General features: G+C 61.0%; 23 protein-coding genes, 1 tRNA gene and 2 other RNA genes. 15 read left to right on the plus strand and 11 right to left on the minus strand.

Translation table 11 applies throughout. The annotated features are described in order from the left end of the window. Positions 1 to 60 precede the first annotated feature (60 nt). The gene (locus RG540_RS06910) at positions 61 to 318 is read right to left on the minus strand and encodes a hypothetical protein (protein ID WP_038586012.1); all 258 of its coding nucleotides are present in this window, start codon (positions 316 to 318) and stop codon (positions 61 to 63) included. Positions 319 to 1,017: 699 nt separating this feature from the next. On the opposite strand from RG540_RS06910, the gene RG540_RS06915 reads away from it, so the two are divergent. The 7 genes from RG540_RS06915 (at position 1,018) to RG540_RS06940 (ending at position 4,327) form a co-directional block, all read left to right on the plus strand. Further along, on the plus strand, positions 1,018 to 1,401 hold the full coding sequence (locus RG540_RS06915) for a hypothetical protein (protein WP_051909258.1): 384 nt from the start codon (positions 1,018 to 1,020) through the stop codon (positions 1,399 to 1,401). A 21-nt stretch (positions 1,402 to 1,422) separates the two neighbouring features. Then, an RNA gene (locus tag RG540_RS31370) (hammerhead ribozyme type II) lies at positions 1,423 to 1,488 on the plus strand. A 258-nt stretch (positions 1,489 to 1,746) separates the two neighbouring features. Continuing rightward, positions 1,747 to 2,373 (plus strand): antirestriction protein ArdA, encoded by a 627-nt coding sequence (locus RG540_RS06920; RefSeq protein ID WP_051909259.1) that lies wholly within the window; start codon positions 1,747 to 1,749, stop codon positions 2,371 to 2,373. 20 nt (positions 2,374 to 2,393) lie between these two features. Next, an RNA gene (locus tag RG540_RS31375) (hammerhead ribozyme type II) lies at positions 2,394 to 2,460 on the plus strand. A gap of 12 nt (positions 2,461 to 2,472) precedes the next feature. Continuing rightward, positions 2,473 to 2,856 carry a hypothetical protein gene (locus tag RG540_RS31090; RefSeq protein WP_051909261.1) on the plus strand — a complete coding sequence of 128 codons (384 nt, stop codon included), beginning with the start codon at positions 2,473 to 2,475 and terminating at the stop codon, positions 2,854 to 2,856. A gap of 605 nt (positions 2,857 to 3,461) precedes the next feature. Further along, on the plus strand, positions 3,462 to 3,776 hold the full coding sequence (locus RG540_RS06935; RefSeq protein ID WP_038586017.1) for a hypothetical protein: 315 nt from the start codon (positions 3,462 to 3,464) through the stop codon (positions 3,774 to 3,776). 80 nt (positions 3,777 to 3,856) lie between these two features. Beyond that, positions 3,857 to 4,327, plus strand: coding sequence for a MarR family winged helix-turn-helix transcriptional regulator (locus RG540_RS06940; protein ID WP_065814414.1), 471 nt, complete (start codon positions 3,857 to 3,859; stop codon positions 4,325 to 4,327). A gap of 6 nt (positions 4,328 to 4,333) precedes the next feature. Here RG540_RS06940 and RG540_RS06945 read toward each other — a convergent pair. Beyond that, positions 4,334 to 4,417, minus strand: a tRNA-Leu gene (locus RG540_RS06945). 90 nt (positions 4,418 to 4,507) lie between these two features. On the opposite strand from RG540_RS06945, the gene RG540_RS31095 reads away from it, so the two are divergent. Then, entirely contained in the window at positions 4,508 to 5,626 is a 1,119-nt protein-coding gene (locus RG540_RS31095; protein WP_162182798.1) for a tyrosine-type recombinase/integrase, read from the plus strand. A gap of 250 nt (positions 5,627 to 5,876) precedes the next feature. Beyond that, positions 5,877 to 6,524: a metallophosphoesterase family protein gene (locus tag RG540_RS06955; RefSeq protein WP_038586020.1), complete on the plus strand. Its 648-nt coding sequence runs from the start codon at positions 5,877 to 5,879 to the stop codon at positions 6,522 to 6,524. On the opposite strand, the gene RG540_RS06960 is transcribed toward RG540_RS06955, so the two are convergent. Then, positions 6,521 to 7,975 (minus strand): TrkH family potassium uptake protein, encoded by a 1,455-nt coding sequence (locus tag RG540_RS06960; RefSeq protein ID WP_038586023.1) that lies wholly within the window; start codon positions 7,973 to 7,975, stop codon positions 6,521 to 6,523. The genes RG540_RS06955 and RG540_RS06960 overlap by 4 nt on opposite strands. Positions 7,976 to 8,142: 167 nt before the next feature. On the opposite strand from RG540_RS06960, the gene ilvA reads away from it, so the two are divergent. After that, entirely contained in the window at positions 8,143 to 9,357 is a 1,215-nt protein-coding gene (ilvA, locus tag RG540_RS06965; protein ID WP_407668898.1) for a threonine ammonia-lyase, read from the plus strand. Here the strand turns inward: ilvA and RG540_RS06970 are convergent. Both RG540_RS06970 and RG540_RS06975 read right to left on the minus strand, forming a co-directional pair. Further along, a complete protein-coding gene (locus RG540_RS06970) occupies positions 9,350 to 10,342 on the minus strand; it encodes an alpha/beta hydrolase (RefSeq protein WP_051909265.1) in 993 nt (330 codons plus the stop codon). The genes ilvA and RG540_RS06970 overlap by 8 nt on opposite strands. 79 nt (positions 10,343 to 10,421) lie before the next feature. After that, positions 10,422 to 11,438: a glycerophosphodiester phosphodiesterase family protein gene (locus RG540_RS06975; protein WP_038593237.1), complete on the minus strand. Its 1,017-nt coding sequence runs from the start codon at positions 11,436 to 11,438 to the stop codon at positions 10,422 to 10,424. Between the two features lie 105 nt (positions 11,439 to 11,543). Between RG540_RS06975 and RG540_RS06980 the strand changes: the two genes are divergently transcribed. The 3 genes from RG540_RS06980 (at position 11,544) to RG540_RS06990 (ending at position 16,555) form a co-directional block, all read left to right on the plus strand. Next, entirely contained in the window at positions 11,544 to 11,867 is a 324-nt protein-coding gene (locus RG540_RS06980; protein WP_038586026.1) for an HlyU family transcriptional regulator, read from the plus strand. A gap of 132 nt (positions 11,868 to 11,999) precedes the next feature. Further along, complete coding sequence (gene amt / locus RG540_RS06985; protein WP_038586028.1) at positions 12,000 to 15,188, plus strand: ammonium transporter; 3,189 nt, start codon at positions 12,000 to 12,002, stop codon at positions 15,186 to 15,188. Positions 15,189 to 15,271: 83 nt separating this feature from the next. Beyond that, complete coding sequence (locus RG540_RS06990; protein WP_038586030.1) at positions 15,272 to 16,555, plus strand: GGDEF domain-containing protein; 1,284 nt, start codon at positions 15,272 to 15,274, stop codon at positions 16,553 to 16,555. Here RG540_RS06990 and RG540_RS06995 read toward each other — a convergent pair. Then, a complete protein-coding gene (locus RG540_RS06995; protein ID WP_038586033.1) occupies positions 16,552 to 17,169 on the minus strand; it encodes an FMN-dependent NADH-azoreductase in 618 nt (205 codons plus the stop codon). The two genes, RG540_RS06990 and RG540_RS06995, sit on opposite strands and share 4 nt — an antisense overlap. 159 nt (positions 17,170 to 17,328) lie before the next feature. On the opposite strand from RG540_RS06995, the gene RG540_RS07000 reads away from it, so the two are divergent. Continuing rightward, positions 17,329 to 18,297, plus strand: a complete 969-nt coding sequence (locus RG540_RS07000) for a LysR family transcriptional regulator (protein WP_038593240.1) — start codon at positions 17,329 to 17,331, stop codon at positions 18,295 to 18,297. Between the two features lie 36 nt (positions 18,298 to 18,333). Here the strand turns inward: RG540_RS07000 and RG540_RS07005 are convergent, their stop codons facing one another. Then, positions 18,334 to 19,362, minus strand: a complete 1,029-nt coding sequence (locus tag RG540_RS07005; protein WP_038586035.1) for a CorA family divalent cation transporter — start codon at positions 19,360 to 19,362, stop codon at positions 18,334 to 18,336. A 301-nt stretch (positions 19,363 to 19,663) separates the two neighbouring features. On the opposite strand from RG540_RS07005, the gene RG540_RS07010 reads away from it, so the two are divergent. After that, positions 19,664 to 20,224, plus strand: a complete 561-nt coding sequence (locus RG540_RS07010) for a DUF2087 domain-containing protein (RefSeq protein WP_038586036.1) — start codon at positions 19,664 to 19,666, stop codon at positions 20,222 to 20,224. A gap of 87 nt (positions 20,225 to 20,311) precedes the next feature. On the opposite strand, the gene RG540_RS07015 is transcribed toward RG540_RS07010, so the two are convergent. From RG540_RS07015 to RG540_RS07030, 4 genes are all read right to left on the minus strand, one after another. Further along, positions 20,312 to 21,148 carry a PhzF family phenazine biosynthesis protein gene (locus RG540_RS07015; RefSeq protein WP_038586038.1) on the minus strand — a complete coding sequence of 279 codons (837 nt, stop codon included), beginning with the start codon at positions 21,146 to 21,148 and terminating at the stop codon, positions 20,312 to 20,314. 79 nt (positions 21,149 to 21,227) lie between these two features. Further along, positions 21,228 to 23,216 carry a bifunctional 2',3'-cyclic-nucleotide 2'-phosphodiesterase/3'-nucleotidase gene (locus RG540_RS07020; protein WP_038586041.1) on the minus strand — a complete coding sequence of 663 codons (1,989 nt, stop codon included), beginning with the start codon at positions 23,214 to 23,216 and terminating at the stop codon, positions 21,228 to 21,230. Between the two features lie 159 nt (positions 23,217 to 23,375). Continuing rightward, positions 23,376 to 23,744 carry a response regulator gene (locus RG540_RS07025; protein ID WP_038586043.1) on the minus strand — a complete coding sequence of 123 codons (369 nt, stop codon included), beginning with the start codon at positions 23,742 to 23,744 and terminating at the stop codon, positions 23,376 to 23,378. Then, positions 23,741 to 25,324: a sensor histidine kinase gene (locus RG540_RS07030; RefSeq protein ID WP_052755256.1), complete on the minus strand. Its 1,584-nt coding sequence runs from the start codon at positions 25,322 to 25,324 to the stop codon at positions 23,741 to 23,743. The genes RG540_RS07025 and RG540_RS07030 overlap by 4 nt, the downstream gene beginning before the upstream one ends. Positions 25,325 to 25,387 lie beyond the last annotated feature (63 nt).

The following is a 25,387-nucleotide window of genomic DNA, read 5'->3' on the forward strand; positions in this document are numbered from 1 at the left end:
TTTCCAGGTCGCCTTCTCTTTCTCGGGCTGACGCCCTCGCAAGAGAATGTAAAGCAACCATCAGACACAATCGAAGGAAGCTCGGTAGCCCTGGCTGCTCTTGAACTTGGCGCTACGGCCATACTGCTTGCAATGCCTCTCAGCGACCGGGAAGGCGTCCAGCTCGTTCCAGACATTCGAGATCATCACGCCTTCCTTATTGCCGACCACCCGTTGGCCTACAGGCGAGCCATAGACGTTCGCATTAGAAGGGTCGGTGGAACTCTGGCATCCAGCCAGGGCGACAAGGGCAAGCATGAGGGCGATCTTATGGCGCATGAGGTTCTCCTTAGGATGCGCCTTTTTTACCGAAAAAATCCGAGGCGGCAATCGATAGGAAGGCTCGGGCGCGTCCCCCCGTGCCCCTGGGGGCGCACAGAATAGCTCGGGCGAGCGTGATGCGCGGGCCTGCGCTGCCATGTCTTGCCACGCATTCTGCCACGGACCACCCGAAACCCCAGCGTTTGCAGGCATGCCCGAGAGACTAAGCATCCCATGACACCACCTCAGGCCATCCTCAGGGGTGCATGAGGCTATCCCGTGGCCGTCCGCTGGGGACCGGCGCGGCCTTATCCGTTCGTCTCCTTTTGTCGGGGCGTCTACTCGTTTTCGTCCACCTCAGGAACACCTCAGGCAACCCCAAGGCCGCACCTCAGGCCATCCTCAGGCCATCCTCAGGTATGCCACAAGCCGGTCACGCTGAAATTATTTGCGAGTCAAAACAGACGGTTATCCCGCAAACCACGGGAGACTGTCTGTTTTTTTGATATGCCCTATTGCACAACTACCCACTATCGCATAGTTATTCGTCACCGGACAACGACACCGGGGCGGCGGGGACTATCTCCACCGGGTTCTCTCTCAACTGAATAGCGCCAGTCCACCGTGCGCAAGGAATAACGGGGACATTGTACGGGCCTAAGGCTGGCCCGCTGATGAGGCCAAAGCAGGCCGAAACAATCCATAGGAGCAACGTCCGTGTTCAAGACAGAGTTTCAGCCGTTTGTGTGCGAAGGCGACCGTATCACCTGCACCGTTGATGGTATCGAGTTCACCGCTCGTTTAGAGCATGATTGGGATAGCAAGCCCACTGATTTCGAGTGCTACACGAAGCGTCAGGTTGAAGCATGGCGCGGCGATGAATGGCATTTCTTCGGGGTGGTGATCAGCGCGGAACTCGAAGGCATTGATCTAGGCGACTATCTCGCCAGCCTTTGGGGGATTGAGGGGAACTTCCCCAGCCGCCGCAAGAACCCCAACCGCTACTTCCGGACAGTCGCGAACGAGTTGCTTCCTGAGGCCTTCGCAGCGGCCCGCAATGAGCTAGAGCGCGTCCGGTCTGTGGTCGCAATTGCGGCCTGATCTAACCACCATTGCATAACTAGGCGAAACCGGGGGTATCCTCGGTCATCCATGGGTCGCGCCATGGGTCTGATGAGCTAGCGGAACAGGGAAGGCGGGTGGCCCCGCTGATCTAGCCGGAACGTCCCGACGATACAGGGGCAACTTGTGGGGAGATTGAACCATGACAGCATGGTCCTTCACCCTGAGCTGGAAAACGAAAAAGGCCACGGTGCGCATCACCGTGACCCTTTATCTAACCCTCTAGCGAAGGGGCCGGGGGGCCTTAGGGCTCCTCGGTTCCCACAAGATAGTCAAAGCCAAACCAGACCGCAAGTCGGTTGCCTATCTAGCGGAGAAACGAGAATGCGCCTCTATGTCGCTTGCCTAGCCAGCTATAACAACGGTGTCCTGCATGGGCGCTGGATTGATGCCTCTTCCGATGTTGACGAAATGCAGGAAGAGATTGCCGCGATGCTCCGGGAGAGCCGCTTCCCGAATGTCTCGGTCAAGTGCCCACATTGCGAGGGGACTGGAAAGGTCACGTTCCACAATTCGGAAACAGGGGCAATCAGGGAAGATACCTGCTTCGAATGTGCGGGAGCTGGAAAGGTCGCCAGCGCGGAAGAGTGGGCAATCCATGACAGTGAGGGCTTGCCGCGCTGCTTCGGGGAATATCCCGGTCTTGAGAAGATCGCCGCCTTTGTTGAGCTGGCCGAAGAGTTTGATCATCTCGACGCGGAAGATGTGGCCACCATCGTGGACCATTTCGGCGGTCTCGAATACGCGGAAACCGAAATGCGGGACCACTTCGCTGGGGTTTACGACAGCTTCCGGAGCTATGCCGATGAGATAGCGGACGAAGCCTTGGCCGGTCTCGACCCGGAGAGCATAGCAGTCCGCTACTTCGACTATGAAAGCTACGCCCGTGACCTGAAACACGACATGACCATCGTGGAAATCAGCACCGGCTTGGCTCTCTTTTGGCCGTAACCATCCACCCACGCAAACATATGCGAAACCGGAGGCTTGCTTCCGGTCGCCCTGGGGTCGCGCCCTGGGCCTGATGAGCAGCGACTAAGGAGCTATGCAATGGCCGCGCCGTGGAACTTCGTTTCTTCCTACCTCAACACCGCCTTGTGGTCTTCAACCGATGACGAGGGTGAGCCCTTGGATGCTCGCTTTGACATGAGCGACATCGACCCGGACACACGGGCACGTATGGAAGCCGACTGCCACGCATTCTATGACGCGAACGCATCGGCCATCAATTGCCTGGGCGCTCCAGAGGCGGGTGACGGGACAGGTTCCGATGGAATGGCCGGACACGATTTCTGGCTGACCCGATGCGGGCATGGTGCGGGCTTTTGGGATGGTGATTGGCCGGAGCCCTATGCAAACAAGTTGGACAGGGCGGCTCGTGCGTTCGGCAATGTGGACCTTTACGTTGGGGATGACGGAAGGGTTTACGCATGAGGTACGCCCCCACAATCGACCTCTGGACCCTTTCAGACGAACAACGGGCAAAGCTTCCGGTCGGTCAGTGGGTAACCGCTGGCCCTGGCCTGGATAGCCCCAGGGGCCGGTTCCTCGGGGCCGGTCGCCAAACCCAGGTCGTCGCATGGCTCACCAATGCTCGGGCCTCGCGGGACTATCGCGGCTACATGGCCTGCCTCAGGGATTACGCTCGGGGGCTCGCAAATGGCTCCTGAGACGCTGTTGCTCGTCCTTTATTTCGCCTGGGTGCCTGCCTCCCTGGTCGCGGCCCTCTGGTTCTCCCGAAACACCCGATAACACCGAAACCGGCCTCCCTGGGTCGGTCGTGGGGCTTGGCATGCCCCGCCTGATGATGGTTGCCAGAACGAAGAGGTGAAGCATGATACCGCTACACTGCGGACGGTTCCGGAAGTACAGGACGCGCCGCCGCAAGCGTTTTACGGTGGTCTATTTCTTGGACTGCTACACGGGAAGGCTGGTCGCAGTACAACAATAGATGGGCGATAATTCATCCATTGCCAACCAACTGAGCTAGTGTCATATCCACGCGCGGGAAAGTACCCGCACACGAAAATAGGTGGCTGATGATCGGCTTTGAAATGCGTTTACCAGGGGGCCATGAGGGCTTCCTAGAACTGCGGAAAGAATGGGTTGGCTTTGGTTGGAGTGGCGACCGGGATGATAGAGAAATTTACCTGGGCCTTGTTCAGGCGACGGTCTCTCGGTCCAGAGGTCACGCCGAAAAAGTAGGGAGAAAGCGGGCAATTGCTGCCGCATTCCTCCTCGGGTTGGCTATCCCCGTACATTACGGAATGGCGACCGAAAGGCTCACAGACTGGGTGGCCAAGCTAAATCCCAGCAACGAGTTGGTTTTGGAAAAACGCTGGCAGTCGAACTAAAGGGCTGGACAACATGGCTCCTCGGCTGGTCTATCCATGAGCGGATATGATTTCACCAGCGGTTCAACAGGAGAGAACCCATGCAGACCACGACCGAACGCAGTACGCGCGATGCAGCCTTTACGGTGTCTCGCGTCGTTCACATGCTCCGCACCCTAAGCCCCGACATGCCAATGCAACAGGCTGATGTCCTGCTGCATATTGCCTTGCACCCCGGCATCACGATGGCCGAGATAACAAAGAGGACCGGCTTGTCCCAGTCCTCCGTCTCCCGCAACGTGTCGGCAATGTCCAAGTTCCACCGACTGGGGAAGCCCGGTCTTGATCTAGTCGAAGCGGCTATCGACCCTCGGGAACCTCGACGCCGCCTCGTGTTCCTCACGCAGAACGGCAAGCTCTTCATCACGAAGCTGCTTCGCATGGTGGATGAGAATTTCTCCATCGACCGCGAGACAGACGCGCGTGTTGAAATCGAGCGGATGCACGAAGAAGCAAGGGCTAAGGAAGAGGAAAGCACCTCGACCCGAGGACGGGCGAAGAAGCCTGTTTAAGGGGGCTGGTGCCCGCAGCCGGACTTGAACCGGCAAGCCTATGGCGGCGGATTTTAAGTCCGCTGTGTTTACCAATTTCACCATGCGGGCGGCACCGGAACCGGTATGCCGTGCGCTTTCGCATGTCAACATAGGAGGCTATTGATGGCCGCTAAAAGAGGCTCCTCTTGGGAGGGGACAGTGAACCATAAGGGGCAGCGGTATCGCCGCAGCTTCACAACTGAGCAGCAGGCCGATGCCTGGGCGCTGGAGAGCAAAGCGAAGCTTATCCGGGGTGAGCCCATCGACATGGGTGAGAACGCCCAGGCGAAGCGTAAGGGCAACCTCCCGTACACCCTGGATGAACTGGTCCAGCACGTCTACGATACCCATTGGGCACCGATGCCTGGAGGCCAGAAGGCGCTTATCAACGCCCGTTCCATCATCGGCATCATCGGCGCGAACCTCCCGGTCCATAAGCTCGGCAAGGCAGACATTGACAAGGCCCGTGCCAAGCTCCTGACGGATGGCAATTCACCCGGTACTGTAAACCGCAAGGTCGCGGCCCTCTCGAAAGCCCTGAGCGAGGCCGAAGACCTGGGCTTGATCGATCACAAGCCGAAGCTCACCAGATATAAGGAAAGCGAACACCGCGTCCGCAGGTTCACCTCCGAGGAAGAGCGTCTGGCGCTGGCCTACTTCGACCGCATCGGGAACCAGGACATGGCCGATTATCTGGTCCTCTCCTTGGATACAGGGATGCGTCAAGGGGAAGTCCTTTCGCTGCACTTCGGTGACGCGCAGGAGGGCAGGGTGACTGTTTGGGGTGTCGGGGCCGGAACCCAGCGGACCAAGTCCGGCAAGAGCCGCACGGTTCCACTCACGCGCCGCGCTCAAGCGGTCCTCGACCGTCGCAAGGAGACGGCCAAGGGCAAAGAGGTGTTCCCCAGCCTCAACAAGAACCAAGTCTCGCACTACTGGGGCCGGATGGCGGAAGCTCTCGGCCTGGAGGCTGACAAGCAGTTCGTTCCTCATATCCTGCGGCATGAGTTCTGCTCGAAGCTCGCGGCCAATGGCGAGAACGCGGTGGTCATTCAGAAGCTCGCCGGTCACTCGACCCTGGCCGTCACCCAACGATACGTTCACCTCTTCGGAGGAGAGTTGGACGGCGCAATCGAGCGCCTGGAGAAGGCAGAGGGGAGCATCCGGGGAACCAGGGCTGACCTCATCATCACCGATGAGATCGATGCCCTGTCCAAGGCTCTCGCCTCGCTACCTGCGGCCGAACTCGATGCTCTTTTAGCGACCATCCGAAAATAATCTCCGTGGGTATCTTGTGGCAGATCATGTGGCCACACCCTCGGAGACGCGGAAAGTAAAGCCTTTTTTCGGCTGGAAATTCCCTTTTAAAACAAGTCCCTAAGGGCGCAGCAACTCCCCCCAAAGAGACTTAAAATCTCTCGGCCTTTGGTCATGCGGGTTCGATCCCCGCCGTCCGCACCAAACGTGACCCCCGCCTGCAACCGTTTTCCATGAAGACCGTTTGATATCCACTTCGATGAGGTGTGCTTTGGGCTTTACCTTTGCGATCGGCGATATTCATGGCTGTCTTGCGCAGTTGAAGGAACTGCTCGGGCGGGTGGAGGATCACGCGCCTTGCGGGCACGTGGTGTTCATCGGTGACTATATCGATCGCGGGCCGAGGAGCAGGGGCGTGCTCGACCTCGTCATGGCGGGCCCGCGCAAGGAAGGATGGCGGTGGACGGCGCTCAAGGGCAATCATGAGGACATGATGGTCCGCGCCCACCAGAACGGCGGGCACGACGAGATCCTCTGGATCGACAATGGCGGCCGCGAGACGATGGAATCCTTCGACGGTTACGTGCCGCCCGAGGTGCTGTCATGGTGCGCGCATCGTCCGCTGATCCATGTCGACGAGCATCGCATCTTCGTGCATGCGGGCGTCGATGAGACGCTGCCGCTCGACGGTCAGCGGGAGCGCGACCTGATCTGGAAGCGATTTGCGAGCGACGACGACGGCGAATTCTGGGGGCGGCATCTCTGCCACGGCCACACGCCGCTCCCCGGCAATCCACAGACGTTCGGGAACCGCACCAATATCGACAGCGGCTGCGTGTTCGGTGGCGAACTGACCTGCGCCGTCTTCGATGACGAGGAGCCGGGCGGGCCGGTCGAATTCCTGCGCGTGCCGGGTTAGTGCCGCCAGAAAACCGGCGTCAGCAGGACCAGCACGGTCAGGATTTCGAGACGCCCGAGCAGCATCATCAGTGACAGAAGATAGAGTGCGGGATCGCTGATCGTCGAGAAATTGCCGACGGGGCCGACAATCGGGCCGATGCCGGGACCGACATTCGACAGCGCGGTGATGACCGAGGACGTGGCGGTCAGGACGTCGTAGCCGAACAGCGCCATGCCGATGCTGCCGACCACCCAGAGGAAAATATAGAGGCTCACGAACAGGAAGACAGCACGCTGGGTCTCCGCATCCACCGTCAGGCTGCCGTAACGCACCGGATAGATCGCGTTCGGATAGATGAGCTTGTTGAGCCCGGCGCGGATGACGTTGACCATCACCACGAAACGATAGGCCTTGATGCCGCCGGCGGTCGAACCGGAGCAGCCGCCCATGAAGGTGGCGAAGAAGGCGACGAGCACCGCGAACGGTCCCCAGAGTGTGTAGTCGTCGCTTGCAAAGCCGCCGGTCGACAGGATCGAGGTGATGTTGAAGAACGAATGGATCAGCGCGTCATCGAGTTCGATGCCATTCCTCAGGTGATGGTAGACCGCAACGGCGATCGAGATGACGCAGAGATAACCTAGGAAAACCAGGATTTGCGGATCGCGCAGCGTATCCAGCCGCCCGCGCACGGCAAGCAGGATCAGCACCGAAAACGGCAGGCTGCAGATCGCTAGGAAGACGGTGCCGACGACCAGCAGCGCGTTGTTGTCGAAATAGGCAAACGACATGTCGTGCGTCGAGAAGCCGGCCGTGGCGATCGTCGACATCGCATGGTTCAGCGCATCGAAATGGTCCATGCCGGCAAGATCGTAGGCGACGGTGCAGGCAAGCGTCAGCAGCACGTAGACGATCAGGAAGGCACGGGTGAAGCTCGCAAGCCGGGCGAACGGTTTGTCGTTGGTCTCCGACGATTCGAGCTTGAAGATCGAGGCGCCGCCGACCTTCAGGAACGGGAGCACGAACAGGCCAAGACCGACGATGCCGATGCCGCCGAGCCAGGAGAGCAGCGAGCGCCAGAGCAGGATGCCGGGCGGCATGGTATCCAGCCCGACGATCACCGTCGAGCCGGTAGTGGTGATGCCGGAAATCGATTCGAACAGCGCCTGTGCAAAGGAGAGTTCGTGTTCGGCAAGAAAAAGCGGGATCGCGCCCACCACCGAAAACATCGCCCACAACACATTGACCAGCAGGAAGCCCAGCCGCTTGTTGAAGACCGGCGGGGGGCCATGGGTCGCGAGCGCCGCTGCCGCCCCAAGCCCGCCAACCATGAAGCCGGACATCGCGAAGACCTGCCAGTCACGGTGCCCGTAATAGAGATCCACCATGGCCGGCAGGAACATGGCCAGCGACAGGTAGAGCGCGCAGAGCGCCGTCATGTAGATGACCGACCGGAGAAGATTGGCGTTCAAAAAGGGTTGTCCCGAAGTTCGCGGCAACTGAAAGAAGCTTTGTCTCAGCCGTAAGCCTATGGCATAGCGGGACCATTCTCGAAATTCAATGGATGGCAGAGTTGACCAAGGCGGGTGTGACCAAGGCGGGCGTGACGAAAGCGGGCGTGGACGGAGCGAGAATTGCGATGCGGGAGATTTTCCCCGAGACGCCGCTGCAGATGAACGAGCACCTGAGCCGCCGCTACGGCGCCGAGATCTGGCTGAAACGCGAGGACCTGTCTCCGGTCCGCTCCTACAAGATCCGCGGTGCCTTCAATTTCCTGCGCAAGGCGATCGCGTCGGGCGCCAGGGGCAAGACCTTCGTCTGCGCCTCGGCTGGCAATCACGCGCAGGGTTTCGCCTTTGTCTGCCGCCATTTCGAAGTGCCGGGCGTGGTCTTCATGCCGGTGACGACGCCGCAGCAGAAGATCGACAAGACCCGCATGTTCGGCGGTCCGTTCATCACCATCCGGCTGATCGGCGATATTTTCGACCAGTGCTATGCGGCAGCCCGTGCCCATGTGGAAGAGATCGGCGGCGTCATGGTGCCGCCTTTCGACGCCGCCGACATCATCGAGGGCCAGGCGACGGTCGCGGCCGAACTGCTAGAACAACTGCCCGACGGCGTAACACCCGATCTGATCATCCTGCCGGTCGGCGGCGGGGGGCTTTCCTCCGGAACGACGGGCTATTTGAAGGACATCGTCAAGCGGGAAGACTTTCTCTTCACCGAGCCGGAGGGCGCGCCGAGCCTCAAGAAAAGCCTCGAAGCCGGCGAACCGATCACGCTCGCCAAGCTCGACAATTTCGTCGACGGTGCTGCGGTGGCGCGGATCGGCGACCTGAATTTCGAAGCGCTGAAGGGCTTTTCCGCGGATCAGGTCCTGCTGGTGCCGGAAAACGCCATCTGCGTGACGATCACCGAAATGCTCAACGTCGAAGGGGTCGTGCTGGAACCGGCCGGCGCCCTGTCGATCACCGCGCTCGAGATGCTCGGACGCGAAAAACTTGCCGGCAAGACGGTGGTCTGCGTCGTCTCAGGCGGCAATTTCGATTTCGAGCGCCTGCCCGACGTCAAGGAACGTGCCATGCGCTATTCCGGCGTCAAGAAATACTTCGTCCTGCGGCTCGCCCAGCGCCCTGGCGCGCTACGCGACTTCCTCAACCTGCTGGGGCCGGAAGACGACATCGCCCGGTTCGAATATCTGAAGAAATCGGCGCGCAATTTCGGCTCGATCCTGATCGGCATCGAAACGGCAAGGCCGGAAAATTTCGCTGGCCTGCTCGAACGCTTCGAAGCCGCCGGCATGGGCTATCAAGACATTACCGAGAACGAAATCCTGGCGAACCTCGTCATTTGAGGATGCCGTTGAGCCAGGCGATGGTCCGGTCGGCAAGCGGCCCGGTCGTCGTCGGCGAGATGATGTCGCCGGCAATCACATGGTTGCCGGGATCGCCGGTCTTTCCCACATCGAAAAGCGCGTGAGGTCCGCCCCAGCGCCCGGCGACTTCGCGCACCTTGTCGGGACGGATGACCTGATCGAGCGACGAATAGAGAAACAGCGCCGGCGTCTTGATCTGCTCGACCGGGCTCTCGACGGAGAGTTTGACAAGGGCCGCCATCGGCAGCAGCGCGCTTGTCGGATACCGGGTTGTCCAGTGGGCGGCGTGGCGGTCGTTATAGGGCGTGAAGCCGCGGCTTTCGCCAAGCAGCAGTTTTGAAAGCTGCGGTGCGATCGGTGTCGTCAACAGAAAGGCGGCAAAGCCGTTGATGCCGTAGTTCGGCGACACAAAGACGGAGGCCGCGATGCGGGATGCGATCTTCGGATCGGCAAGCGCCAGCGTCGCAAGCGAGGCGCCGGTCGAGGTGCCGATGACGATGACGCGATTGCCAAGCGCTTCATCGATCGCGAGACTTTCGGAAAAATCCGCCAGCCAGTCCTCGAGACGCGCTTCGCCCATTGCGTCGCCGCTGCGGCCGTGGCCGGCGAGCCGGGTGAAATAAAGATTGGCGCCGAGTGCCGCCGCGACACGGTCGGGCAGTGGGCGTATCTCCTCGGCGGAAGCCGAGAAGCCATGCACGTAGATGATCGCAAAGGTCGTCTTTGCCTTCGTCGCCGGATCGGCCCAGACGACGCGTTTGGCGGCACCGGGCCTTATATCTGGGTAGCGGCTTTCGCTGGCAGCAAGATAGGCATCGATATCGGCGCCGAGGCGGGCTTTGTCGAAAGCCGGAAAACCGTCAGCGGGCATGCGCGGGCCGGACATCAACAGCACTCCGAAGGCGGCGATCAGGATTGCGCAGACATAAATGATCGCCCGCCATGACAAGAATCTCCTCCGCATCCGGCGCTCCCTCCGAACCGAAGGAGATGATAGGCGGGCTTCGTGACGACGGGAAGTCTATCTGCCCGTAGATTACGGCCTAACCGCAGATTAGCGGCTTGGAGGGCAGGGCGCAGAAGCCGCGGCGCTCCACTTCGGGCTTTACCTTCTCGATCACATTGGTCCAGACGAGACCCGGAAAGCCTGGCGGCACCATGGCCCACGTCCTGCTGTCGTCTATGCCAGAGGACCCTGCGTCGCCGGCCTCGAAGGGGCCGATCAGCACCACGTCCGATCCCGCTGCCCGCATCCGATCATAAAAGCGCTCCGGCCAGCCCCAGAGCAGGAAGGCAAGATTGGCCGGGACCGGCACCAGGGTATTGCGGCAGGTCTCCGGCACATGACCGCTCCAGCCGAGAGCCAGGTAGTTGAGAAGGCAGGATTTGGCCGAGCGGTTGGAGTAACCGGGAAGGGCTGTCACCAATCCGACCGCCGTTTCGGTCGGTTCGTTGCCGCCATAGACGCCGAAGGTTGCCGCCCGGGCGGCCGCGTCCGCATTGAGAAGCGCGGCCAGAGCCTCGCCTTCTTCCCGGCGGCGGCTCTTGAAATTGATCAGGAAACGGCCGTCCGGCAAGGCGGCAAAGACCTCCGGCAAAGTCGGCATCAGGCCTTTGCCCTGGCCTCGGAACGGAAAGGTCCGGCCACCGTCGGCGGTGTAGCCGTAGCCGATATCGAGTGTCTTCAGAACCGGCATCGGCGTCTGTTCCGTGACGCCCTTGGCCTCGGTGCGGCAATCGAGCGTCCAGTCGTGGAAAACGGCGAACTGCTTGTCTGGCGTCAGGTGCACGTCGAGTTCGACGACGTCAGCGCCGGCATCGAAGGCGGCCTTCATGCCGGCAATGCTGTTCTCCAGAAAGGCATGCGTCGGTGGCAGCATCAGGCTCGCGGTGCAGGTGTCGTTTTCGACATGGGAGGTGTCGAAAAGCTGGTGCTGGCCGCGGTGAGCGATGATCCTGAGCGGCTTGCCGTCTGGGAAGCGGGAGAAGAGGGAGGTATTGCCGATCCATAGGGCGGCGGCGAGGGCGAGGGGAAATGCTGCGGCGATCTTCCATTTCATGCGGACGGGCTCCTGAAGCGTGCGGATGGACATGAGACGTTCGAGCGCGACTTTTCCTTGGGTGCCCCGCTTCCGGCCAGGGCAGGAATATGCTAGGCAGCCGCCATGGCTTCGTTTCTGTCTAACATATTCTCGATGTTCTCCGGTGGCGGCAAAGCTGCCGAAGCACCTGCTGCTTCCGTCAAGCCTGTCGAGCATGGCGGCTGCGTCATCCATCCGGCGCCGATCCGCGAGGGTTCGCAGTTCCGGCTGGCAGGGCGGATCGAGAAGGACGTCGAAGGCGAGACGCTGGTGCGCAGTTTCGTCCGCGCCGACGTCTTCACCTCCATGGACGATGCGGTCGAATATACCGTCCGCAAGGCGCAGCAGATCATCGACCAGAATGGTCCGTCGCTGTTTTCCGATGGGGAGAAGTCGCGCTCCGCGTGACATGCGTTCCGCATTGTGATCGCAAAAATTGTGATTCTCACTCAAAATTAAATCATTAGCGATAGCTTGAAGCATCTATTCCGATGTCTTTTCTGCGGTCGACTTTTAATGCGATCTCGCTGGTCATATTTTATGCTCTTTATCGGCTCGGGCCTTTCCGGCAGCCTTGTTCCGAGCTTTGCCTTCGCGGATGATCCCCTTTCGCACACTTCCCGGCTGGACATGACATGGGTGCTCGTCGCCGCCGGACTGGTGATGATGATGCAAGTCGGCTTCCTTCTGCTCGAAGCCGGCATGGTGCGCTCGAAGAACTCGATCAACGTGGCGCAGAAGAACCTTCTCGATTTCGTCTTCGGCGTCGTCGCGTTCGCCGCGGTCGGCTTCATGATCGCCTTCAGCCGTTCGAACGGTTTCCTATTCGGGAAGCAGAGCGAGTTCTATTTCCTACGGGATCTCGATAGCTGGCAGTCGGCGTTTTTCGTCTTCCAGGTGATGTTTTGCGGCACCGCCGCGACGATCGTTTCAGGCGCCGTCGCCGAGCGCATGAAGCTGCCGGCCTATGTGTTCGGCTCGCTGTTCATGTCTGGGCTGATCTATCCGGTCTTCGTGCATTGGGTCTGGGGCGCAGCGCTGTTTCCCAATGCATCTGCCTTCCTGTCGCAGATGGGTTTCGTCGATTTCGCCGGCTCCACGGTTGTCCATTCGACCGGCGGCTGGGTGGCGCTTGCGGCCTGCATGGTCATCGGCCCGCGCATTGGCAAGTTCAATGCCGACGGAACGCCGGTCAGGATCGCCGGCCATAGCCCGGTCCTGTCGACCACGGGCGCACTGCTTCTCTTCATAGGTTGGATCGGCTTCAACGGCGGTTCGACGCTCGGCGTTTCCGACCAGTTGGCGCCAATCATCATGAACACGGTGCTGGCCGGCGGCATGGGCACCTGCGTCGGTTATGTCATCGGCTTCTACCAGGATGGCGTCATCCTTCCGGAAAAATCGAATTCCGGCATGCTCGGCGGACTGGTTGCGGTCACCGCCGGCTGCCATATCCTCGATCCGGCAAACGCGCTGATGGTCGGCGCCGTCGGCGGCGCAGTGGCGATCTTCGGCAACGCCTTCGTTGAGAGAACGCTCAAGATCGACGACGCGGTCGGCGCGATCGGCGTGCATGCCTTTGCCGGTGTCGCCGGAACCCTGCTCCTGGCGCTTCTCGCGCCGGTCGATCAGCTTCCGGCTGGCGGTAGGCTGGCGCAGCTGCACGTGCAGCTGGTCGGCGTCGGCGTCAATTTCTACTGGTCCTTCGGTCTCGGCTACGCCTTCTTCTGGGCGGCCGACTGGCTGATGCGCATCCGCGTTTCGGCCAAGGACGAAGAGGACGGGCTGAACCTTGCCGAACACGCGACCCGCCTCGGCGTCGGCCATGTGGAGGATGCACTGGCCGATCTTCTCGGCGGCAATGCCGACCTGCGCAAGCGGCTTCCCATGGTCAAGGGCGACGAGGCGGAAAAGCTGACCGGCCTCTTCAACCGGCTGATGGATAATGTCGAGGAGGAGGAGCGCAGCCGCGGAGAACTGACCGAGCTCCGCCGCGACAACGAGGAATCCGAGCGCGTCGCAGCGCTGGCGAACGCCACGTTCGAGGCGATCCTGATCCACCGGGACGGCATCATCGTCGACGGTAACGAGCAGCTCGGCAAGATGATCGGCCTGCCGCTTGCCGAGATCATCGGCCGCTCCGCGTTCGATTTCCTGCATGACGGCAAGACGATCCGTGTCGTCGACATGATGAAACTCAACGACGACAACAGCCATGAGATCTTGGTGGCGCTGGCAAGCGGCGAGGAAATCCCCGTCGAGGCGCGCGGCCGCGACATCCTCTATCGCGGCGAGAAGGCCCGTATCGGCTGCCTCGTCGACCTCAGGGAGCGCAAGCTGGCGGAGAGCCGCATGCGATACCTCGCTCTCCACGACCCGCTGACGGGGCTACCGAACCGCGTGCTGTTTTCCGAACGGCTGACCGAACTTGTGGATGAGGCCGGAAACGGCAGGGGTTGCGGCGTCCTGATGGTCGATCTCGATCGCTTCAAGGACGTCAATGACATCCATGGCCACCAGGCCGGCGATGCGGTGATCCGCGAAACCGCCGCGCGCCTTGCCGCCGAAGCCGGTCCGGACAATATCGTCGCCCGTCTCGGTGGGGACGAGTTCGCCGTCATCATCGCCCATACATCCGATACCGACGAGCTTGAGAGTTTCGGCGATCGGCTGCTGGCCGCGATGGCCGATCCCATCGATATCGGCCACGGTGAACAGGTCAATATCAGCGTCAGCATCGGCGGCGCGCTCTGCCCCGAACATGCAAAAGACGTGGACGCGCTGATCGGCTGCGCCGACGTGGCACTCTATCATGCCAAGAACGCCGGCCGGAATGCCTGCCGCATGTTCAAGCGGGGCATGAACGAATTGATCGAGAAACGCCGGGAGCTGGAAGTCGATCTGGAAATCGCCTTGCAGCGGGGCGAATTCGAACTCTATCTGCAGCCTCGTGTCGAGGCGGAAAGCGGCATCATCATCGGCTACGAGGCGCTGCTGCGCTGGTTCCATCCGAGGCGCGGCATGATCAGTCCGGGCAATTTCATTCCGGTCGCCGAAGCCTCCGGCAAGATCATCCGGCTCGGTGCCTGGGTGCTCGCCGAAGCCTGCAAGATCCTGGACAGTATCGACGGCCATATCAGCGTCAACGTCAGCCCGCTGCAGTTCCGCCATGCGGATTTCGTCACCGATCTCGCCGATCTGTTGAAGACCACCGGTGCCGATCCGCACCGGATCGAGCTCGAGATCACGGAAAGCGTGCTGATCGAGGACGACAAGCGCGCCGTGCAGATCCTCAACGATCTGAAACGCATGGGCTTCCACATCGCGCTCGACGATTTCGGCACCGGTTATTCGTCGCTGAGCTATCTCAGCCGCTACCCGTTCGACACGATCAAGATAGACCGCAGTTTCGTCAACAACCTGAACCTGGTCGACAACGCGCAGATCATCGTACGCACCATTATAGACCTCGGCAGCGGCCTCGGCATGAAGGTCGTCGCGGAAGGTGTAGAGACGACCGAACAGGCGTTGTTCCTCGCTCATGCAGGCTGCGACGAGCTACAGGGTTATCTTCTCGGCAAGCCCCGGAAACTCGGCGAGATCACGCGGGAAATCGATCCGGCAATCGCCACCCAGTTGCGCAACGTGCCGAAGAAGCTGCCGGAAATCCAGGATTACCCGACGTTCGAAGGGGAAACCTACCAGCCGTTATTGCATAGTCATGCATAATGACCATAATCTCCACGGGTTGAACACGTAAAACGATAGCCGTTACAGCGGCATAGCACCTGCAGGGAGTAAAGCGGATCGAAATGCAGGTGTTCAATCTCGCCCTCTTTCTTCTGGATGCGGTGATCTATTTCGCCGTCATGACCGCCTTCCTGCATTACCGCCGTCAGCTCGGCCTCGGCGTATTTCTTGCCGCACTCGGCGTCATGCATTTCATGGAGACCTATCTTGCTGCGGTCTTCTACATCGAACTTCCATTCGGCACCGTGTCTCCCGGCTCGTCGGTCTTTTTTGCCGGCAAGCTGATGATGATCTTACTCCTTTATCTGAAAGAGGATGCGGCAGTCGTCCGCCAGCCGATCTACGGGCTTTTCCTCGGCAATCTCCTGACCGTCGGCATCGCCCAGATTCTCCAGGTGCATGAGGTCGTGGCGCTGCCGGGCGGCCGGGCCGCGGACATGGCGTTCTTGAGCGAGATGGGCTGGCTGATGGTGTGGGGCACGGCGCTCCTCTACGTCGACGCGATCGGCATCATCCTGCTCTACGAGCGGCTGGGGCGGGTGCTGCGCAGCAATGTGGTGTTGCGTTTCGCGATCAGCGGCGCAGCTATCCTGACCTTCGACCAGATCGGCTTCTATTCGGCGCTGAACATCCTCTTCGGTGCGCCGCCTTCGGTCTTCTTCGGCGGATGGTACGCCAAGCTGCTGTCAGTCGTTCTCTATTCGCTGCTTTTTGCAGTCTATCTCAAGATCGAGCAGATTCCGCGGCTTGCCAGATCGACGCGCGAGATCACCGATATCTTCAACGACCTGACGTTCCGCGAGCGTTACCAGGCGCTGCTTGCCAAGAGCGGCGTCGACGGGCTGACCGGCCTTTTCGATCGCGGCCGGCTGGAGGCGGATGTTCCGACGCTCATTCATCGCTGCCTCGATCGTGGAACAGGGCTCAGCCTGATCATCGTCGACGCGGATCATTTCAAGCAGGTGAACGATCTTTTCGGCCATCTGAAGGGTGACGAGGTGCTGAAGGAAATTGCGCTGTCTCTGCAGGCGGGCTCGCGCCCGAGCGACCATCTTTCCCGTTTCGGCGGCGAAGAGTTCGTGCTGATCCTGCCTGACACCGATCACGACAGCGCTCTGACGATCGCCGAGCGTCTGCGCATTGCGATCTGCCGATCGGTCATACGTCCTGACGGCCAATGCGTGACCGTCTCGATTGGCGTGGCGACGGCCCCGGAAGACGGACACGCGCTCGATACGCTGCTCGGGCGCGCCGACGAGCGGCTCTATCGCGCAAAAAATGACGGCCGGGACAATGTCCACGGCCGTCTTGGCAGGCTCGTCCCGTCAGGCGCAGGGACGGCTTAAGCGGCGAGAGCGAGCTGCCGATTACGCTGCTGGGCACTGGCGATAGCCTTTTCAGCAGCCTCCGGGCCGAAGGCAAGGCCTTCGACATAGATGACTTCCACATCCGTCATACCCAGGAAGCCGAGGATGGTCGTGAGGTACGGGACGGCATGGTTCATGCCGGTGGCCGGGCCTTCGGAATAGACGCCGCCGGATGCAAGCACGATATAGATCTTCTTGCCCTTGGCGAGGCCTTCAGGCCCCTCGGCCGTGTAGCGGAACGTCTGGCCGGCGCGGGCGATGTTGTCGATCCAGCTCTTCAGCGTCGAGTAGATGTTGAAGTTGATGAGGCCGGTGGCGATGACCACGGTATCGGCAGCCATCAGTTCGGCAACCAGCTTGTCGGAATAGTCGGCGGCAGCAGCTTCTTCCGGGGTGCGGTCGGCAGCGGGCTTGCGGATGGCGGACGTGGTGACGCTGTCGAGATGCGGGATCGGGTTAACGCCAAGGTCACGATGGACCACCGACGTGCCGTTGTCGCGGGCGCTCAGTTCGTTGGCGAGGTCATGGGCGACCTTGCTGGACAGCGAGTCATCGCCGCGCGGGCTGGAAGTGACGAGGAGGATAGAGGACATGTTTTTTCCTTATCTGGAGATCTTATCTGCAGTCTTGTGCCTGCAGAAGGATTGGGGAGCGGTGGATTCGCTGTGTTCCAGAGAATAGATAGGCGTGGACGCCCATCGATAAAACTGAGATAATATAGAAGCTATCTATCGAAAATTTGGATGACCACCATGGATGCCAATCCCACCCTCGATCAGTTGCAGGTGTTTCTGGCGGTTGCCGAAACAGGCAGCTTTTCCGCAGCCTCGCGCGTGCTGAACCGGGCGCAATCGGTGGTCAGCTATACGATCGGCAATCTCGAAACCCAGCTGGAAGTGGCGCTTTTCGAGCGCAGCGGCGCCCGCCAGCCGAAGCTGACGGAAGCGGGCAAGGCACTGCTGACTGACGCCCGGCGCATCGTCGCCGACCTCCAGGTGATGCGCGCCCGGGCGAAGAGCATCAAGCAGGGGCTGGAGGCAGAACTGACAGTGGCGCTGAGCGTGATGGTTCCGTCGGATGCCGTTGTGACGGAGCTGCGTGAATTCCGGGACAGATTCCCGAGCGTGGCGCTCAATCTCAATATCGGCGAACTGGGCATGGTCATGGAGATGGTCATTTCCGGGAAGGCCGATATCGGCATAGGCGGATCGATCCTTCGGCAGGAGGATTCGGTGGTGATGGAGAAGATCGGTTACTCCTTCATGATTCCGGTCGCGGCTGCCGAACATCCGCTTGCGAAGTTCGGTCGGCCCCTGACGCTCGCGGACGTGCGCGAGGAAGTCCAGCTGGTCGTCACGGATACGTCCGGCCTGACGAATGGCCGCGATTTCAATGTCCTGTCCTATAAGACATGGCGCGTCAGCGATATCGCCACCAAGCACCAGTTGATCAAGGGTGGTCTTGGCTGGGGCGGCCTGCCCGCTTCGGTCGCCGGAAGGGACATCATGGACGGAACTCTCGTCGCGCTCGATCTCGAAGCCTACGAGCAGAGCCAATACCCGCTTTATGCCATGCGCAAAGCAGCAAACCCTCTGGGACCTGCGGGCCAATGGCTGGTCGATGCCATGGAGCGTCGGCTGTCGACCTGCCCGAGCCATGACGACTTCAAGCAGATGCTCGGCATCGAACTTCGGGAAGGAATGCCTCAAGCCGCTGAATAGCCGAAGCGATGCCGACCAGGGCGCATCAACGCGGGGTCAAAGCCAGTCGATGCGCTTGAGGATCCACAGCGTGCCCGCAGAAATAACGACGACGAGCACAACGATGACCAGGAAAGCCCAGGTGTCGTTAACACCGGGAATGCCACCAACATTCATGCCGAAGAGGCCGGCGACGACGCTCGGCGGCAGGAGAAGGGCCGCCAAAGCGGCAAGCCTGTTGGAATTGCGCGCGATCCGTTCGCCGATAACCGTCGAAAGGTCGTCATGAAGGATGCCGGTGCGGTCGCGGATCGCGTCAAGATATTCGATGAACCGCATCAGCTTGTCGATCACCTCGCGAAAGCGGAGCTTGTCGCGTTCCTTTAGCCATGGTGCATCGTCGTGCTCGATCCTGTTGAGCGCGTCGCGTTGCGGCGCGAGATAGCGGCGTAGCTGTACGGCGCGGCGGCGCAGCAGCTTGAGCCTCAGCCGGACTTCGCTTGCTTCACCCTTGAAAATCAGCTCGTCAAGTTCGTCGACCTCTTCGTCCATGTCGTCGAGCACCGGCTCCAGATCGCGGACGAGCTTGTCGCTGACGAGCGCCAGCAGTTCTCCCGCCTGCCGGGGACCCTTGCCATTATCGAGCGCCCGTCGGATATCGCGCAGCGCGGTGATATAGTGGCCGCTGTCGCGCAATGTCACCAGTCGGTGCTCGTCCACCCAGATATGCAGCGGCACGAGATCGATCTCGTCGGAGTTTTTCTCTGCTTCTTCCGGCGGAGCGGCGCAGACACCCCGCAGGATGATCAGTAGTCCGTCGCCGACGGGCTCGACGCGCGGGCGGGAATCCTCCGCAAGAAGCGCCTCCGCCACCAGCGGATCGAAGCCGCCATTGGTATTTATCCATTCCGCGGTCGCCGGATGATCGCGCTCGAAATGCAGCCAGACGATACCGTCGCCCGGCTTCCAGCTGCAGGCCTCGGACATGTTCATCGTCCTGCAGCCGCCGTGGCCATCGAGGACAAGGACGAAGCGCAGGCCTGGCTCGTCTCCGTAGCTTACTGCGGTCTTTGCCTTTTCGAGCATCCGTGTGCGTCCTCCCCGCCGATTTCGGATCGATTCTACCAGCAAATACTGTGCCCGCGAAGGGTAAGCATTCCCTCAACAACGGCGGAACGATCGGCAGTCACCGGCTGCGAGTTGACGACGTGTCGACCTCTGCTATAACGGCACAACGGTCTGCAGTTCACCGAGGCGTTGCCGTCCCGAAAGGGAAGCTAAACCTGCTCATGACAAAGATGATCAGCACTTATCCCGTGCTAGAGTCGACAAGCCGGCGACCAGCGACACCCTGATTTTTAGGGAATGGCACGTTTAAGGATAAGACATGCCGAGATCCATCTTTCCCATGGAGATCGCCGACCTGTCGGCTTTCGCCAAATCCGTCCGCGACGGGATCGCCAGGTTCGATCACAAGCCGAGCCATCTGGAGATGCTCAATCTCCTGACGCGCGCAGCGGGCTTCCGCAACTACCAGCATTTTCGCGCCGTTGCCAAAACAGCCGACGTCATCGCCGAGTGGCGCCCGGTGCTGGAAGACACGCCGGCGCCCGACGAGGCGCGGGTGCTGAAGACAGCTCGCCATTTCGACGAGGAGGGCAGGCTGGTGCGCTGGCCCGGCAAGCGCGGGCAGCAGGAAATCTGCCTGTGGTTCCTGTGGTCGAAGATACCGGCGGACCGGGAGTTCACCGAACGGCAGATCAGTGAACTCTTGAACACGCTGCACTTCTTCGGCGATGCCGCGATGCTGCGCCGCGATCTCTTCGATTTCGGTCTCGTCCAGCGCACGCGGGACGGCCGGGAATACCGCCGCATCGAAAAGAAGCCGCCAGCCGAACTGAAGCTGCTGCTGTCGCGGCTCGGCCTCGCCAGGGCAACGGCGGCATAACCGTCAGTCGGCTCATTCCGGATCGGTCCAAATCGCGATCGTGAGCCATCGGTTGGGACTTCCCTGCCGATGGCCTCTCCGATAGAATCAGAGTTCCAACGCGCCCTGAATACATGTGACTACGTCTCCACCGATCCAGATATCGTCGCCGACTTTGTCGACATACACCCGTCCGGCGCGGCCAAGCACAGTGCCCTGCGCCGCAACGTAGCTTTCCGGCGCGACACCGGATCCGATCAGCCATTGGGCAAGGCCGGCGTTGAGACTGCCGGTGACCGGATCCTCATAGCCGTTGCGGGTAAAGGCACGCACCTCGAATTGCGCGTCCTTGCCGTCAAGATCGGGATTGAAGCTCCCGACGAGCCCGACGCGGGTGCCGGCGAGAGCGGAATAGTCCGGCTTGACCGCCAGCACATCGGCGCGCGAGGGCAGGCGGACGCCGATCCAGTCCGGGCCATTCTCGCACCAGCTGGAATCCTCGATCAGGTTGGTGGGCAGGCTGAGCGCCTTGGCGATCCTCTCCACCAGCGCCGGATCCACCGGGCCGCTGCGCGTCAGCGGCGGCGCCGCAAACGCAAGCCGGTTGCCGTCACGGCGGATGCGGACGAGGCCCGCGCCGCATTCCTGCACGATGTCACCGGTCGGTGATGTCTGTTGCTGCGAGAGCCAGACATGCGCACTGCCGAGCGTCGGATGGCCGGCGAAAGGCAGTTCCTGCGACGGTGTGAAAATCCTCACCCGGTAGCTGGCCTTCGGATCGGTCGGCTCGAGCAGGAATGTCGTTTCGCTGAGATTGGTCCAGTTGGCGAAGGACTGCATCTGCGCGTCGCTCAGTCCGTCGGCGCCGATCACCACGGCAAGCGGATTTCCGCGCATCGGCTGGCTGGAGAAGACGTCGACTTGCTGAAAGGAGAATTTGAGCATTGCCTTGCCTCATGCAGTTGAAAAGAAAGACGGCAGCCAAGGCTGCCGTCCAAATATTGCCGAAAGGTGATATTGGCCGTTACAGCACCAGCCGGAACTTGGCAAAACCGTTCTCGCCGTCGCCGGCGTCCTCGATCTTGGCACCCTTGACCGCGGTAGCGAACTGCCGGGCCTTGGGGCCGGTCTCGAAGATCGCGCTTGTGCCGGGCAGCGGCTTGAACGACCAGTTGGCGTCGGCCGACGGGTTGATCGTGCCCTGTTCGACGATATAGCGGACGATCACGTCGCGGTTGGTGTCGGGGGCCACGAAAATCACCTTGTCGCCGGCAATTTCCGGGAACTTGCCGCCGCCGCCGGCGCGGTAATTGTTGGTCGCCACCACGAATTTCTGGGCCGGATCGATCGGCTTGCCGTTGTACTTGAGGTCGACGATGCGGTTGGAGTTGGCATTGATGAGCTTGCCGTCCTTGTCGAAGCGGGTCGGCTGCGACAGGTCTATCTGGTAGGTGACGCCGTCGATGACGTCGTAATTGTAGGACGGGAAATCGTTGTTGAGCAGCGGCGCGTCCTTGGCGCCTGACGCAACCTGATTGAACATCCCGGCCGACATTTCCAGCCAGTTCTTGACCTGCGCTCCGGTGATCAGCACCGCCTGCACGGTATTCGGATAGAGATAGAGATCGGCGACGTTCTTGATGGCGATGTCGCCTGCCGGGACATCCGTGAAATATTCGGCACCGCCGCGGCCGCCGGCCTTGAAGGGTGCTGCGGCCGAAAGCACCGGAATATCCTTGTACTGGCCTTCCTTCAGCATCTCCTTGATATACCAGGTCTGCGCATTGGCGACGATCTGCACCGACGGATCGTCGGCGACCAGCGCGAAATAGGAATAGAGCGGCGCCGAGCTCTTGCCGACCGCGCGGCGGATATAGGCAAGCGTCGCCTCATGCTCTTCTTTGGCGGCAGCGATGATTTCCGGCTTGTCCTTGACGTCGGCGACGATCTTGCGGGCATCGTCGCGGTGATAGATCGGCCGGGCTTCGGAGGTGGAATCGACGATCTTCCAACTCTTGCCATCCTTTTCGAGCAGCAGGTCGATCAGGCCCATATGCGAACCCCAGAAGCCGCCCATAACGGCGGGCTTGCCCATCAGCTTGCCCTTTTTCGTGTCCGCACCGGTAATGCCGTCGAAATCCTTGGTGCCGGGGAAGACCAGATGCTGGTGCCCGGTGAAGATCGCGTCGATGCCTTCGACGCCGGCGAGATAGAGCGACGCGTTCTCCATACGGTCGCCCAGGCCCCCGCCGTCGATGCCGGAATGGGAGAGTGCGATGACGATATCGGCGCCTTCCTCCTTCATGACCGGCACCCAGGCTCTGGCCGCCTCGACGATGTCGCGGGTCTGGGCCTTGCCTTCGAGGTTCTTCGCATCCCAGGTCATGATCTGCGGTGGCACGAAGCCGATGAAGCCGACCTTGACCGCGCTCGTGGCGCCGGAACCGTCACGGATCTGCTTTTCGACGATCACGTAGGGTTTGAGGAAAAGGTCGTCCTTCTTGGCGTCGGATGCCAGCATGCCCTTGGTGAGGTTGGCGCAGACGTAAGGGAAGCCGGAGCCAGCCAGCACCTTGAACAGAAAGTCGAGACCGTAGTTGAATTCATGGTTGCCGAGCGTGCCGGCATCGTAGCCGAGTATGTTCATCGCCTTGATGACCGGGTGCTTGTCGCCGTCCTTCATGCCGCGCTCATAGGCCATGTAGTCGCCCATGGGGTTGCCCTGCAGGAAGTCGCCATTGTCGATCAGCATGGAGTTGCCGGCTTCGGCACGGATTGCGTCGATGATCGAGGCGGTGCGGGCGAGGCCAAGCGTGTCGTTCGGCTTGTCGGCATAATAATCGTAAGGGAAGACGTGGACGTGGATGTCGGTCGTTTCCATGATGCGCAGATGCGCCTGATTGCCGGCGGCGCGTGCAGCGAACGGGTGCAGCATGACAAGCGCCGACGAGGCGGCAAAACCTCCGAGCAGCGAGCGGCGGGTGATCGGGTGAAGATCGTTAAGCGACGACATGGGCAGCCTCCTTGGAACGGACCGGTGAGCGACAATTCGGCGCCATATTGACGCGCGAGGATTGTATCTCCAAGCGGATTCTGAAGCGGTGGAGGAGATGGTGCGACGATCGCGGGCTCTGTCCTGAAGGCGGTCAGGAAGAGGTGCGAACCCGACGAGTCAATAGGCCGCCATCCGCATCGCGTCGACGAGTTGGGCCATCTGGAAGGGTTTGGGAAGGATCGGGATATGGCGCATTTCGGCAGGCAGGCTTAGCGCCCCGTATCCGGTCACGAAAATGAAGGGGATGTCCCGCGCGGTAAGGATCTCGGCGACCGGAAAGCTGGCTTCGCCGGCAAGGTTCACGTCCAGCAGGGCCATGTCCAGGGGAAGTGACCGAGCCTTGATGATCGCATCATCGAGCCGCGAGGCCGTCCCCATCATCCTGCAGCCGATCTGCTCCAGGAACTCTTCGAGCATCATCGAAACAAGTGCCTCGTCCTCGATGATGAGGACGCGAATTCCGACAAAGATCTGGGCATCGTTCACCTTGCACCCGCTTGCAGGGCACCCGCTTGCAGGAAGGGTGTCACCTCGGCCGAGACGACGACGTCGCAGAGCGGCGCCTCTATTGTCCCGACGATCCCGGCAGGCTGATCGAATATCACTGATGCCTTGCCGCCGAGATCCTGGGCAAGGCTGCGCTCGATCAGCCTGACGCCGAACCCTCGTCTCGACGGCACGGCGACAGGCGGTCCGCCGCTTTCGATCCATGTCAATCGCAGCAGAGGTTTGGCACCCTCGACAATCTGCCAGTTTATCGCGACATGACCGTTAAGCGTCGAGAGCGCGCCGTATTTCAAGGCATTGGTCGTCAGTTCGTGCAGACCCATGGCAAGCGCGAGCGCCGCCCGCGGCAGCAATCGCAGCGACGGACCAGAGACCGCGAAGCGATGGTCTCCGCCCTCGCCAAACGGCGCCAGTGCACCGGTGACCACATCGTCGATATCAGCTCCCTCCCATTTTTCGCGGGTGAGCACGTCATGCGCGGCCGCCAGCGCCATGAGGCGCCGCTCCAGATTCTGGCGCACGATCGGGTCGCCGCCCCGCAGGGTCTGGGAGGCGATGGCCTGGACGGTCGCAAGCGTGTTTTTGACGCGGTGGTTCAACTCGTTGACCATGAGTTGCAGCCGTTCCTCGATCCGTTTCCTCTCGGTGATTTCGACCGAGACGCCGACCAGGCCGATGACTTTGCCATCGGCATCACGCAACGGAGCTTTGGTCGACGACCAGACCCGTGGGTGGCGGCCCTCGCGGCTGATGACCTCTTCGAATTCTTCGGTCCTCGCCTGATCCATGATCCGACGGTCGTTGACCATCACCGCTTCGGCCTGGCCTTTGCTGTCCAGAAACTCCAGGTCCGTGCGGCCTTCGACTTCGGGCCAAGGCTTGCCGATCAGGTCGAGCGTCGAGACATTCGCCAGGATGATGCGGCCCTGCAGGTCCTTGGCGTAGATCAGCCCCGGCGCGGTCTCCAGGATGGCGCGGAGCAGGGCGTTCGTCTGATGGAGCTGCCTTTGGGCGAGCTTGATGGAGGTGATGTCGCTGCTGACTTCAATCGCAACTTCCGGCTCCCCGGCTTCGCCGCGGATCAGCGACCATTTGCCGATGATGTGGATCTCTCTGCCATCCTTGTGGCGACGCGTGAGTTCACCCTGCCATTCGCCGTCGCGCGCGAGGATCGCATTGATTTCCTCCGCCGGGATGGGGAAACGGGTGTGGAAAAGGTCGGATCCGCTTTTTCCCCGGGCTTCTTTTTCGCAATAGCCGTACAGGCGTTCTGCGCCGCTCCCCCACAGCACGATCCTCCCGTCGAGACCGTGCAAGGTGCCCTGCGTCTGCCCGAATGTCTGCATGAATCTTTCGAGCCGTCCGAGTTTGGCATCGATATCGCGCCGCATCCTTCGTTTCGCCCAGATGGACGCTACGAAAGCAGCCGCAGCAAGCGCCAGAAGGATGATCGCCCCGCTCAAAGTATAGGTCGAGAGGAACGACCCACCCAACGCCGCCAGAAGGCCGACCAGCCCCAGGAGGCCAGCTGTCAGCCATGTAACGAGGGTAGCCCGCATACGAGCCGCCCGCGATGTGGTGGAGGGCGAGGCAAAAGGAACCGCAACCATCGAAGCATCCTT

The sequence above is a fragment of the Neorhizobium galegae bv. orientalis str. HAMBI 540 genome (genome assembly GCF_000731315.1).
Taxonomy (GTDB): Bacteria; Pseudomonadota; Alphaproteobacteria; order Rhizobiales; family Rhizobiaceae; genus Neorhizobium; species Neorhizobium galegae.